Source organism: Microcoleus sp. B7-D4 (assembly GCF_036705125.1).
Classification (GTDB): Bacteria; Cyanobacteriota; Cyanobacteriia; order Cyanobacteriales; family Microcoleaceae; genus Microcoleus.
The window spans coordinates 19221-31356 of record NZ_JAUBTT010000050.1; the positions used below are offsets into that span (position 1 = coordinate 19221).

Consider the following 12136-nt stretch of genomic DNA (forward strand, 5'->3'; position numbering starts at 1 on the left):
TTTGTGTTAAGCAGAAACTGGATACCGAATATTATGAGTTGTCAAAAAGTTCTCCTATGCGATCGACTGTATGCTGATTTTCCTCTGGGCTACCCACCGTAATTCGCAAACCTCCTCCAGTATGCCTAATTAAAGTACCTCGCTCTTTTAGCTGCTGCATGATTTGTTTGTGTTCCTGTTCGGCAGATTCGCCCTCACCGGCTTTCACGCGCAGGTAAACGAAGTTAGCCGCACTCGGCCAAACTTGTAATTTTTGATGCTGAGTTAGCGCTGCAATTAATTTGGCTCTTTCTGATAGAGTTTCGGGAATGGTTGCTAGCAATAACTGCCGCTGCGCTAGGGCTAACTCGGCTGCAGTTTGCGAGAAACTGGGAAGGTTGTAGGGGAGACGGATTTTTTCTAAGGCGGCTGTGAGTTCGGGATGGGCGATCGCATATCCGACTCTCATTGATGCTAGCCGAAATGCTTTGGAAAATGTACGTAAAATTATCCAATTCGGGTGATGGTGCAATTGGTCTGCTAACGTATTTTGGCTGAATTCAAAATAGGCTTCGTCAATTACTACTAATATCTCTTCGGGTAAAGTTGACAACCATTCTATTTCATCTGGTGTCAAAGCATTGGCTGTGGGCGAATTGGGGTGAACGACAAAGACGGCGCGCACGGGGGGATTTTGATTTTGGGCGATCGCCCTTTTAGCAGCCTCGATATCGATTTCAAAATTCTCCTCTTTCCGCGGAGCACTCACAACGGGAATTCCGAGGGTTTGGGCGATTATTCCATACATCGAAAAGGTGGGATTCGCAACGAAAATAGAGCCTTGGCCGCCCAAGCAAGTAGCTATTAAGAGCGATCGAATTAGTTCGTCGGAACCGTTGCCCACAGAAATATTGTCGGCTGTAATGGCGGTTTTGGGCAGTGTAACGCCACCTAGCGGGGGGATTGTGATTGATTCATTGACGTATTGGGCGATCGCCTCTTTGAGCGCTGCGTGGCCTCCGTCGGGATAGCGATTTGTCTCAATTAACTGCTGGTAAGTCCAAGCTAGCTTTTTTTTTAATTCTTCTGGCAAGTCGTAGGGGCATTCATTGGTATCGAGGCGATCGATCGCACTTTCCGAGTGCGCTGATTCTCCTGATGTGCCGCCCGGATGGGGAGTGTATGCGGTAAGTTCGGCTAAATCTTTTCGGATAAAGGGAAGCATGGTATAATTTACGACTTTTTATTTTAGATTATCTGCTTAGAAGCATCTGAACTTAGCATAGAGCTTGTTCTATCTCGAAAGCAAGAGGAGAGGGGGATTTAGTTTCTGTCGATCGATTGATGCGTCGGCTGTAACAAATTGATTATTTTGATAAAGTAACTGCTGATATTTGGAGACCGAGTATGAAAGTTAAGCCTTCCGATTTATCTAAAAATGCCGCCGCTACCCTCATAGCTTTGAGTTTGGCTGTTCTCCCTTCAGCTATGCCTGCCTCAGCTCAAACCGAGTCAGCTCCGGCACAGAACAATACTGAGTCTAATGGAGTTGTTCTAGACACCACTCCCCTTCAAGAAAGCAAGGAAGACAACAATCATTGGGGTGCTTTGGGTTTGTTGGGCATCCTCGGTTTGGCGAATCTCTTTCGCAAGGATGAACCCAAACGCTACCGCGATCCGATGGGCGAATAATTTTTTAAACTGCCATCGCACCAGCCAAAAACCCAATCAACCGTCGTGGATTCAGAAACCGGGTTTTTTACCTAAAGACTGGATTATTGCCTTTAATCCAACCAAAAAATCCGGTTTCTTTGATATTATTGATGGCTATTTTAGCCACAAAGTTTATTCAATCGCGCCACAAAGCAATCCCGCCCAATAAACCGCTCACATTGGGTACTATTTTAACCTGTGGCGGTAACTCAACAGCAATCTTTTTAGTATTGCCGCCGCCGATGTAAATACGCTCGCAATTAAAGAGATTTTGCAGATAGGTGAGCGCTTTTTCCAGACGGCGATTCCATCTTTTGGAGCCCACTGTATCTAATGCCGATCGCCCTAATTGCTGTTCGTAAGTTTCCCCTTTGCGAAACGGGTGATGTCCTAATTCTAGATTTGGCACCAAGATACCATCGACAAATAAGGCAGAACCGAAACCGGTGCCAAGGGTAATTACTAATTCTACCCCCGTCCCAGCAATTGCTCCCAATCCTTGAATATCGGCATCGTTAGCCACTCGCACAGGTTTTCCCAAGCGATCTTTGAGGGTAGTTTCTAGGTCAAAATCTATCCAAGACGGATCTAAATTCACTGCGGTTTTGATGACGCCTAGACGCACGACACCGGGAAAACCGACGGATACTCGGTCAAATTCCCCTTGTCCGCTTGCTAAAGAGGCGATCGCCTCTAGTACGGGTTCCGGTTTCGGTGGTTGAGGCGTTTCTAAACGGCTGCGTTCCGTTTGGGGCTCGCCTTCATTGTCCAAAACCATAACTTTGATGCCACTTCCGCCAATGTCAACGGCTAGGGTGCGAGTCGATCGATCTTGTTCAGTCATTTGAGTGTTAAGACTTGCAAGTTGGTCAAATTTTAATTTTTGAATTGGCAAAACTTTTGATCGCTTCCCACATTTCCGCTAGGACATTTCCCAAAGAATGATCGTCTTCTAATTCAATTAATTGCACCCAGGGACGGTTAGCGGCAAAATCTCTGCTAGCGTGAACCGGTATTATTGTATCATGCTTCCCGTGGAGAATTAACGTAGGCACGGATCGCATTAATTTTTCTTCAGGGTATTGAGCCATATCTGCCACAAACTGATAATTCAGCGGCAGATAACCTTGTTCGCCGTAGTGGTAAACGGGCAAATATTTCTCAGACTGCCATTTTTCTAACTGTTGCTGTCCCAACAGCGGCAGCCAGTGGGAGATAAAGTCAAAAGCCGGTGCTAACAAAACTATTTGTTTTACGGACAATTGTCGATCGGCCAACCAAGCCGCTGTCAGCCCCCCAAAACTAGACCCTATTATTGTAACTCCGCCTAATTCTTTTACCTTTTCTGCCGATTGCGAGGATTGGGTTTGCAGAAAGTCTGTTTCTATTTGCTGCAACTGACGGGTGAGGGTGAGGCCGGAAAAATCGTTTTGATTGAGATCTGGAGTTTTTAGGTCAATTCCTACGGAAGAAAAGCGCTCTCGGAAATATTTTGCCTTAAGGGAATCGGGACTTGAAGCAAATCCGTGTAAATAAATGTAACTCGAATCGTTCTGTAGATTCATCCAGAAATTTTTATGAGACTTCTTAACTAATTATTTTAACTTAAAATGAGTTATTAAATAAAAAAATAAGACCCTAAGTAGATGAACATATTTACTGATTATCCCAAGAGAGAAATCCATCGCATAGACTTGAAATCGCTTACTTTTTAGACAAATTATCCGAAGAGAGAAAGCCATCGCGTAGATTACAGAAAACCAGCGTTTATCGATGCCTGTATTTATTGATTTATACCTGCTTACAATGAATCGCAGAGTGCGAATTACGCACCCTGCAATTCACTCTAAACTACTCGTCAATTACTGCGGTTTTTGACCGTTTTGCATCCGGTTTTTAGCATTTTGTCGGCGCTGCTGCATCAGTTGAGCTAATTGGCTACGTTGTTCGGCAGTGAGCACTTCTCGCATTGCGAGTGTAATTTCAAATTGCACCTCTTCCAACTGCTGCCTCAATCCCATTATTTGACGGTGTTTGTCGCGTATTTGGCTGGCATTTTCCTTGCCGGACATCATCGTTTCCAATTCTTGTCTGGCTTGGCGGACTGCTTGCATTCGCTGGGAAACTTGGTCTTTGTAGCGATCGCGCACTGCCTGCATTTGCTGCTTTTGGTCTGCGCTTAAATTAAGTTTCTCGAACATCCCACCTTCCCTGCCAGCGGGTCGATTGGGACGCTGGTTTTGTGCAATTGTTTCTGGTTCTAGGGGATTGGGAACTGCTATTGCTGCGGCTGTGCTGCCGAGAGTCAGCATTAAAACGGCTAGGGCAGAAATACGACGAATTGACATGAAAATTACCTCTTTGAGATTAGTTATTTGTTGGCGGTTCGCTATCCGAGGAAACTGGGAAATTCAACCAGTCTGTTTGCGGGCGATCGGTCATATTTTCTTGGGGAGAATCATGGAGGACACCCTCCCAGTTAGTGACTAAAAATGCTTCTAACTTAGCTGTTTCCTCATCTGGCAATTGTGCAGTCTCAAACGGACGGTAGCCAGACCAAAGAACTAGCAAACCAGCAGCAATCGCAGACGACACAGCCCACTTAGAAACAGATGATACTTTTAACCTGTCATTAGACTTAGGTGACGTAGTTACTGGCGTTTTTTCCCGGTGGGTTTCATTAACAACGCTCGCCTGATTACTTTCTATTGCTGCTAGAATTTTTTGCTCTAAATCTGGTGCAGCTTCAGGAATCTTTGGGCGATGTTGCTTCAAAAAATTAACTAACTCTTGGTCGCTGCTTGGGTTATTCATAGCTCGCTGACACCTTCTTTTTGCAAAAATTGCCGCAGAGAATTTCGGGCATAAAACACGCGAGATTTGACGGTTCCCGCAGGCAGTCCCAAAATTTGGGCTACTTCTTTTTGCGGGATGTCTTCTAAGTCGTGCAGCACCAAAACGCTGCGGTGTTCAAAGCTCAATTGCTCCAGTCCCCGTTGCACTAAATCTTGATAGTGCAACTGCATCAAGTCCGATGTGTTATCTTTGAAAATAACCCGATCCATTGTTTCTTGATTTTTGAGTTGGGAGTCAAAAGAATGCTGTTTAGCAAATGCTTGTCTTTGGTCGGAAGCCACATTCCACGTGATTCGATAAAGCCAAGTAGAAAAGTTTTCCTGGTGCTTGAGTTTGGGCAATCCTTTCCAGACTCGCAGGAATACTTCTTGTGCTAAATCGTCAAGAAGTGAGGGGCCGCAGAGTTGGTAAAGGGTTGACCTGACTTTGTGTTGGTACCGTTGGTAAAGGTAGCGAAAGCAAGTGCGATCGCCCTTTAAACATTGAGCAACTAAGTCCGAGTCGGAACAGTCATCGGTTAAAACATTGGCTGACACAGCTAACACCTGTGAAGTCTCCCCCACCAGTTCGTTATCTGAAGTGTTTAGACAGGGCGATCGCAAAAAAGGTTCAAAGGATTTAAAATTTTTTTTCGACGAGGCGGCAGGTAGGGAAACGGCACTGCCGTGTCCTGATTTTTCCTGTAATTAACGGGTTCCGAGGTGTAAACCTGGGAACCCAGATCCAGAGTCCCAGCCTTGGTTGAGAAAATGGACGCTCTGACTCGCCCCAGAAGCGTTACTTTTACAAGTGATTTAGAAAAGCTATGTATAGCGGTTATCAATTAAGGGAGGTACAAGTTTAGATTGAATAACTGAATAGTTGGGGAATTTACGAATCAATTAAAAAGTCCTCAATACCCCAATTTAAAATCTAAATCTGTACATTATCTACCTGAGAAAAGCTATAGTAGGCTTAGCGCTTTTATTGACCTGAGAGTTTGAGGCGATCGCCTGCCGGTGATATTGCTCTATCCAGGATTGAATTGCCAATTTAAATTCAGCTTTTTGTGCGTCTTGAATTCCTTTTGGATCGAAGCGATCGCAATAATGAATCTCAATCAACAATGCTAACTCTTCGAGACAATATAACTCCGGTTTTTCTTTTTTTAACCTCTCGATCCAATTTTTAAAAGACTCGGAAGGATGGCGAATCAATCCAGACTCATTTAAAGCCTGTTCGATTAAATAAAATTCCGATTTCGGACTCAACGAATCTTTGTTATAAATAGCTTTTAGCCAGCTTTGTTTCTTAGATAAAAGGCGTACATTTTTCTTAAAATTAGGATTACACCTCCAGAAAAATATTAAGATCAGCAGGATGACTCCCCCATACTTCAATCCATTGCTACCTGATAAATATCGCAACCCCAGCAAAATTTCGTAACTCAATAGCGACCATAAATCAGAGATAAATGCCCCTGGGGGAGCAGCAGCATCCTCCATGCTTTGCCAATCAGAAGGCGTAGCATCAAAAGCTTGCCATTTTCCCGCGATATAAGCCAAAGTCCAAGCATGAGCATGGCGACTTCTTACAATATACTGGTTCTCCAAAGAACTAAATTCGTGAACAGAATATCCAACAGCATAACGGGCTGGAATACCGAGTTTTCTCAGGAGAAGTGTCGCAGCAGTAGCAAAATATTCACAATGTCCAGAGCGAGTGTTCAGTAAAAATGTTGATAGAGGCGTAGCATCATTATCTTGGCCCCTAAGCTTCAGTGAATAAACGAAATTTTTTAGGAAAAACCACTCTATTTTATCTAAAATTTGTGGTGGAGACTGGCCTTGAATATCCATTTGGCTGAGGACTTTATTCAGTGCAGCCATTTCTGATTTTGGTATTTGCAGGTCGTCTGCTGTAGGCGGGCTATCTACAGAAAAATTATTATTAAAGTAGCTTCGATAAGCCAGCCTATCAACTTTTCCTACCACTTTAATTGTGCCATATTTATTCTTTTCCATCTGACTGACAGGCAAGGCGTCAATTTTAAAAGTTCCATCTGGCAGCTTTAATAAACCTTGGTTGCCTTGGAGTGTAGCCGAAATAGTAATCGTTGATGGATTCGGTAGTTGGTCGCCTAAATCCCAAGTTGTGCCATTAGTCTTTGGTTGTACGGGAACAAAGTTAGGATTTAAGGCGAGCCACAGTGAAGAGTTGTAGCGATTATAAGTGGCTTCTCTTAGCAGTCGGGGAGGAGTCTGTTTAGCTTCAGGAGCAACTCTAAAAATAATTTCATTTGACTGTTTTAATAATCCCACTGATCCGATGTTCGTTTGTTTTTTCAAAAAATCTGTTTCTTGAGAATTCCCATTACTAAGCCATGAGATTGCTTGCTGTTCTACTGCTAGGTGAAGTTGGTGCAGACCCATCTGTCCTATAAATCCTATACTGCCAGCAATTAACATCAGACCAAGCCAGAGAATAGATGAAAATCTTTTCGTTCTCACCGACCACAAAGCAATAGCTGTTAATGCAAATATCCCAGCATAAAAAGATATCTCTCTACTATTCGTCGCACTAGCGGATAGCAGACAACAGATAAAATATGGATAATTTAGATTCACCATCAAGGGGTTAAGTGGTGCTTTTTTTGTGGCTTTGTTTAGCCACAAAAACATTAGGCGTATATCCAGACTTTCCTTGAGAGAATATACCTGAGCAGCTACCAGTGGAAAGAATACACCAGGAAGCCACTGCAACAAATTATATATCAAGTAAATAGAGCGGTTGGCGACCAGGAGATAAACCAGCAAACAGCACAAAAAAATCAGACATAAATTAGCAATGCGCCTAAAATCACTAGCTGAAAAATCCCACCGATAAGGCCACCAGTTAGCTGCCTCTAAAATCAGAGCAATTGGCAACGCAAAAAACCATAGTCCCGTCTGCCAGCCCCAAAAAATTACACTAACACCCAAAAGAAACACTGGCATTTTCATAATTTCATTAACTCCTCTTGTATTTGACCTAGCTTTAAAATATGGCAGCTTGTTAAGTCATCTTTAATGAGTTCTAAATTTAAGCTATCTAATTGAGCTTCTCGCTCTGTTAAAATTAAAACTAAGGTATGGATACCGCGACTTCTCAGATAATTTACTAATCTTTTTCTAGGTTCGTCCCAGCACAAAAATATACAAATACAACCGCTTAGCAGAGAGATTTTCTCCATCAAAACTGAGGTGAGCGAGTCAAAAACTTTATCCTGACAGGCACCGACGGAGGCGAGAATTTCTAGCATTTTATCAGTAGAGTTCAGCCCTCTGCCAAAGGTAAAACAATAAGCTTCTTGAACGACGAACATCAAATCCAATAATGATTCTTGAGTCTGAACTTCATAGGATAATGAAGCCGCAATTGAAATTGCCTCTTCTAAAATTTCACTATATTTTACATTTTGAAATGTATCCAAAATTAGGGCGTGCCTCACAAAAAATTCATCCTGTTCTTCTTTGACCATTGGCTTACCTGCTTTTGCCCAACTTTTCCAGTGAATTTTTCGTAGCGGATCTCCCGGTCGATAATCCCGCAGAGACCTAAATTCCTCGGAATCTCCTACGGATGAAGCTAATGTTACGCCACCTGATTGATATCTTCTTGAGCCAGGAAGCTGAATTGGTGGTAAATGATATAGTTTGGGTAAAATTAACATAGATTGGGGCAAGGAATTTGTTTTACAAGCATTCCAAATCCCAAAAGGATCTGACCTAGTAACTGTTAGACCACTGAGGCGGATAACACCTCTGCAGGACGGCGTGATTTCACCTACCACTTCTGTTTTGCTATTGGGTGGAAGAGGAGGCAATTCTATGACTTTAGCTGTGGCGCATTGTTTTCTATAAATCAGCCACAGCCAACGATAATAGCCGAAGTATTTATCCAATGAAGTGCGCTGTTCTTCACCCGGTTCAGGTGTTTCTATAAATTCTTGAAAACTTGGGAAGGTGTCGGCAAAATTTTCCCACAATTTCAGGTTATTTTGACTGTGGCTAGTTTTGTTATGAATGAGTATACGGTATTTTAAAGTGACTCCAACAGTTGCCAACTTTGGCAAAAACCGTACTGCATTGAAGCGGAAGCGAAAAAATTTACTAAAAATTATGGCTATTCCTATAATTGACAACAGGAAAGTAAAGATTTGATAAGTCACAGTCTGATTAGTATCTAATCCTAAAATTCCCGCTAAAAGCGTGCAGCTAAGCACTGCTAACCCATTGTTGGTCAATCGCTTCTTTCGCGAGCGATTTACACGCGCACAGAAGCGAAAAATAGCGTAGAAAAAACGTTTCATTTTTTAGGCGGGTACAGGAATAGATTTGATAATTTCTTCAACTACACCTGGGGCCATTCTACCCGAAAAACGCGCTTGAGGTTCCATTACTAGGCGATGAGCGATGACTGATACCGCCTGTTCTTGAATATGTTCAGGCGTAACAAACTCATAGCCATCGAACAAAGCTAATGCTTGAGCAACTTTCATTAAAGCTATGGAAGCTCTGGGACTCGCTCCTAGTTGTACGCCTTCGGCTGAGCGAGTTGCATTCACGATATCTACGAGGTAACGTTTCAATTCTTCACTAATTCTAACTTGCTTTACCTGCTGTTTTAAGCTAATTATATCCTCTAAGTTAACGCAGGTTTGAAGTGTATCAATAGGATGTTGATGGATTTGGTCTCCGAGCAGGTTAACTTCGTCTTCGGGCGAGATGTATCCTAGACTAAATTGAACTGCAAAGCGATCCATTTGGGCTTCAGGAAGTGGATAAGTGCCACGAGATTCTACTGGATTTTGAGTAGCAATAACAAAAAATGGGTCTTTAAGTTTGTGCAAATTTCCGTCAATGCTGACTTGAAATTCTGCCATTGCTTCTAGGAGGGCGGATTGGGTTCGCGGTGATGAGCGATTGATTTCGTCAGCCAAGACAATATTAGCAAAAATAGGCCCTTCGTGGAAATGGAACGTGCGTTGATTGGGGTCGAGCATGGATATGCCCAAGATATCGGATGGCAAAAGGTCAGGTGTAAATTGAATGCGTTTAAAGCTGACATCTACAGATAAGGCTAGGGCTTTAGCTAGGGTAGTTTTACCTGTACCGGGATAATCTTCTAGGAGGACGTGCCCGCCACTGACAAAGGCTGACAGCAATTTCCTGATTGCTGCTGATTGCCCTTTCACGACTTTTTGAATGTTGTTGGAAATCCTTTGATAAATTTCTCTGCCCGACTGAGCGTGATTTTCTGTAATTGCTTTATCCATTATTTATTGTGTTCGTAGCGTCCGGTTACTGTCCCGCTGATTGGCTTCGCTAGATTTAACTATTTACAGCATTTTTCCAATATGTATAAGTTTTTAAACCAATACTTTTTTGATTTTCATTATATATCTCATCCAAACACCTGAAAAGAGCTAAAGCGTAATTTTTCAATCCCAACTCTGTCAAACTTGTGAGAATCCTAGTCAGCCGCAGGTAGTTGTGATTAAATTGTTCAATCCACTCTCTTTTCCTTGACAAATATTCTGGGGACTTGGCAATTACAATTTCTGCGTTTTCCCCTTCGCGGCATTCCAACCCGTAAAACCCCAGCATGACTTTTAGAGATTTGACTAAGCGACTTCTTAACTCTTCACTTGTTCTAAAAGCTTGAATAACCTCATCATTTAAAGTAGGAGCACTGGAATTAAAGCGGCTCTTTTCTCTCAGCGGAAACAGCCATTGAATGTAATTGTGCACGGATTCCAGCTTCTGGTAATCCCACGACCAAATATCCTCGATCGCCCGACCTTGTGAATCAGGCTGCTGGCCGAGATAGAATGCTAAAATTTTGTTTTGTTTGGTTGAATTACTCATTAATCCCTTTACGGGCGGGCAGGATGCCCACCCCACAATAAAATTTAATTTTTCTGTGGAACAGGCATCCTGCCTGTTCTGGAAAATGGTGCAATATCTGAATTTTAACTGACTTTAGGCTGTTAGGCAGGGGTTTAAACCCCTGGCTGCTTCGCCCGCTTTACCGCAGAGTCACAAACTCTTCACCAGTCGATGGGTGAATGCCAATAGTCGCGTCGAAGTCTTTCTTCGTAGCTCCCATATTAACAGCGATCGCCATTCCTTGAATAATCTCCCCCGCGTCTTTCCCAACCATGTGCACGCCCAAAACTCTGTCCGTATTAGTCTCAACAACTAACTTGACAAAAGTCTTCTCATCTGCACCTGTCAAAGAATGAAACATCGGTCTAAACTTGGCTGTATAGCACTTAATTGATTCGGGAAACTTGGCTTTAGCCTCCTCTTCTGTTAAGCCAACTGTAGCTGCTTCCGGCTGGGAAAATACCGCTGACGGGACATTTTCGTGAGTGATTGCTCTCGGATTGTTGCCAAATTCAGTATCTGCAAAAGCGCGTCCTTCGGCGATCGCAATTGGCGTTAAATTGATGCGGTTGGTGCAATCTCCGACTGCAAAAATGTGCTGCTGACTGGTGCGGCTGTCTTTGGTAACGGCGATCGCACCTTTATCGGTTTCTACCCCCGCATTTTCTAAACCCAATTTTTCTAAATTTGGTAAGCGCCCGGTAGCGGACAAAAGCGCGTCTACTATTAGCGTTCCTTCGGATTTTCCCGACAGAGTTAATTTTAAACCTTCTGGGGTTTTCTCAATGTGGTTGATCGAGCTTTCTGTCAAAATGTTTATTCCGTGCTTACTCATTCCTTCTTGCACGTTAGCGCGAATTTCTTCGTCGAAGTAGTGCAGTATTTGATCGCGCCGGATGATTTGAGTTACTTGGCTTCCCAACCCGTTCATAATGCAAGCAAATTCGACACCGATGTAGCCGCCACCCCAAATTGCCAACCGTTTTGGCTGCTCTTTTAGTAGGAAGATTTCGCGAGACGTAATCGCGTGTTCGATGCCGACAATTGGGACTCTTTGCGCTTCTCCGCCCACTGCAATTAAGATTTTAGCTGCGGTAAATTTTTTGTCACCAACTTCGACGGTATGGGGGTCAATAAATTTGGCGTATCCTGAGATTAATTCGACTCCGGCTTTTTCAAGAAAGCTGATGTGCAGTTTGCTCAGCCGCCGCACTTCTGTGTCTACCGTGGTGACGAGTTTTTCCCAATCAAAGCTGCTTTCAACTGGACTCCAACCGTAGCCCACCGCATCTTCGTAAAGGTGCGAAAATGTTGAGGCGTACACCATGAGTTTTTTGGGGACACAGCCGCGAATTACGCAGGTTCCGCCTACTAAGTCATTTTCGGCGATCGCCACTTTTGCGCCGTAGGATGCTGCTCGCTTGGAACTCGCCAATCCGCCGGAACCCGCACCTATCACAAACAAATCGTAATCGTATGTCATAATTGTATTTACCTAAAATCTCCAACTTACCAAGTTTACGCTTAACTTTTATTAATGATAGCTCAAAAATTTTGCCTTTTAGAACTTCTGATCGCTACATACATAGCTAATTGAGGGGTAAAAAAACGGGGGACTAGCCGATATTTGGTTATAGGATAGCCCCAAAATGCCATCTGTGATGAAAAGTTTAGCCGTC

The 12136-nt window shown here is 43.3% G+C and carries 12 protein-coding genes; 1 reads left to right on the top strand and 11 read right to left on the bottom strand.

Annotation, left to right across the window (positions count from 1 at the left end):
• Positions 1-31: 31 nt before the first annotated feature.
• A complete protein-coding gene (locus tag QUB12_RS20125) occupies positions 32-1204 on the bottom strand; it encodes a histidinol-phosphate transaminase (protein ID WP_333308139.1) in 1173 nt (390 codons plus the stop codon).
• A gap of 182 nt (positions 1205-1386) precedes the next feature.
• On the opposite strand from QUB12_RS20125, the gene QUB12_RS20130 reads away from it, so the two are divergent.
• Entirely contained in the window at positions 1387-1671 is a 285-nt protein-coding gene (locus QUB12_RS20130) for a WGxxGxxG family protein (RefSeq protein WP_333139346.1), read from the top strand.
• Between the two features lie 157 nt (positions 1672-1828).
• Here QUB12_RS20130 and QUB12_RS20135 read toward each other — a convergent pair whose 3' ends face one another.
• From QUB12_RS20135 to gor, 10 genes are all read right to left on the bottom strand, one after another.
• Complete coding sequence (locus QUB12_RS20135; RefSeq protein WP_333308141.1) at positions 1829-2536, bottom strand: ROK family protein; 708 nt, start codon at positions 2534-2536, stop codon at positions 1829-1831.
• A gap of 25 nt (positions 2537-2561) precedes the next feature.
• Positions 2562-3257, bottom strand: coding sequence for a YqiA/YcfP family alpha/beta fold hydrolase (locus QUB12_RS20140; RefSeq protein WP_333139344.1), 696 nt, complete (start codon positions 3255-3257; stop codon positions 2562-2564).
• Between the two features lie 297 nt (positions 3258-3554).
• Positions 3555-4040, bottom strand: a complete 486-nt coding sequence (locus QUB12_RS20145; protein WP_333139342.1) for a Spy/CpxP family protein refolding chaperone — start codon at positions 4038-4040, stop codon at positions 3555-3557.
• Positions 4041-4059: 19 nt separating this feature from the next.
• Entirely contained in the window at positions 4060-4506 is a 447-nt protein-coding gene (locus QUB12_RS20150; protein ID WP_333308143.1) for a hypothetical protein, read from the bottom strand.
• A complete protein-coding gene (locus tag QUB12_RS20155) occupies positions 4503-5093 on the bottom strand; it encodes a sigma-70 family RNA polymerase sigma factor (RefSeq protein WP_333139338.1) in 591 nt (196 codons plus the stop codon). The genes QUB12_RS20150 and QUB12_RS20155 overlap by 4 nt, the downstream gene beginning before the upstream one ends.
• 384 nt (positions 5094-5477) lie before the next feature.
• A complete protein-coding gene (locus QUB12_RS20160; RefSeq protein ID WP_333308145.1) occupies positions 5478-7523 on the bottom strand; it encodes a transglutaminase domain-containing protein in 2046 nt (681 codons plus the stop codon).
• Positions 7524-7525: 2 nt separating this feature from the next.
• Positions 7526-8632 (bottom strand): DUF58 domain-containing protein, encoded by a 1107-nt coding sequence (locus QUB12_RS20165; RefSeq protein ID WP_333308147.1) that lies wholly within the window; start codon positions 8630-8632, stop codon positions 7526-7528.
• Positions 8633-8881: 249 nt separating this feature from the next.
• Positions 8882-9844, bottom strand: a complete 963-nt coding sequence (locus tag QUB12_RS20170) for a MoxR family ATPase (RefSeq protein WP_333308149.1) — start codon at positions 9842-9844, stop codon at positions 8882-8884.
• A 55-nt stretch (positions 9845-9899) separates the two neighbouring features.
• Positions 9900-10436 (bottom strand): opioid growth factor receptor-related protein, encoded by a 537-nt coding sequence (locus QUB12_RS20175; RefSeq protein WP_333139331.1) that lies wholly within the window; start codon positions 10434-10436, stop codon positions 9900-9902.
• Positions 10437-10596: 160 nt separating this feature from the next.
• On the bottom strand, positions 10597-11940 hold the full coding sequence (gene gor / locus QUB12_RS20180) for a glutathione-disulfide reductase (RefSeq protein ID WP_333139329.1): 1344 nt from the start codon (positions 11938-11940) through the stop codon (positions 10597-10599).
• Positions 11941-12136: the final 196 nt, after the last annotated feature.

Coding starts and splice junctions, on each gene's coding strand:
- gor (WP_333139329.1), bottom strand. CDS start 11,940: ATGACATACGATTACGATTTGTTTGTGATAGGTGCGGGTTCCGGCGGA.
- QUB12_RS20150 (WP_333308143.1), bottom strand. CDS start 4,506: ATGAATAACCCAAGCAGCGACCAAGAGTTAGTTAATTTTTTGAAGCAA.
- QUB12_RS20130 (WP_333139346.1), top strand. CDS start 1,387: ATGAAAGTTAAGCCTTCCGATTTATCTAAAAATGCCGCCGCTACCCTC.
- QUB12_RS20160 (WP_333308145.1), bottom strand. CDS start 7,523: ATGCCAGTGTTTCTTTTGGGTGTTAGTGTAATTTTTTGGGGCTGGCAG.
- QUB12_RS20145 (WP_333139342.1), bottom strand. CDS start 4,040: ATGTCAATTCGTCGTATTTCTGCCCTAGCCGTTTTAATGCTGACTCTC.
- QUB12_RS20170 (WP_333308149.1), bottom strand. CDS start 9,844: ATGGATAAAGCAATTACAGAAAATCACGCTCAGTCGGGCAGAGAAATT.
- QUB12_RS20175 (WP_333139331.1), bottom strand. CDS start 10,436: ATGAGTAATTCAACCAAACAAAACAAAATTTTAGCATTCTATCTCGGC.
- QUB12_RS20140 (WP_333139344.1), bottom strand. CDS start 3,257: ATGAATCTACAGAACGATTCGAGTTACATTTATTTACACGGATTTGCT.
- QUB12_RS20135 (WP_333308141.1), bottom strand. CDS start 2,536: ATGACTGAACAAGATCGATCGACTCGCACCCTAGCCGTTGACATTGGC.
- QUB12_RS20125 (WP_333308139.1), bottom strand. CDS start 1,204: ATGCTTCCCTTTATCCGAAAAGATTTAGCCGAACTTACCGCATACACT.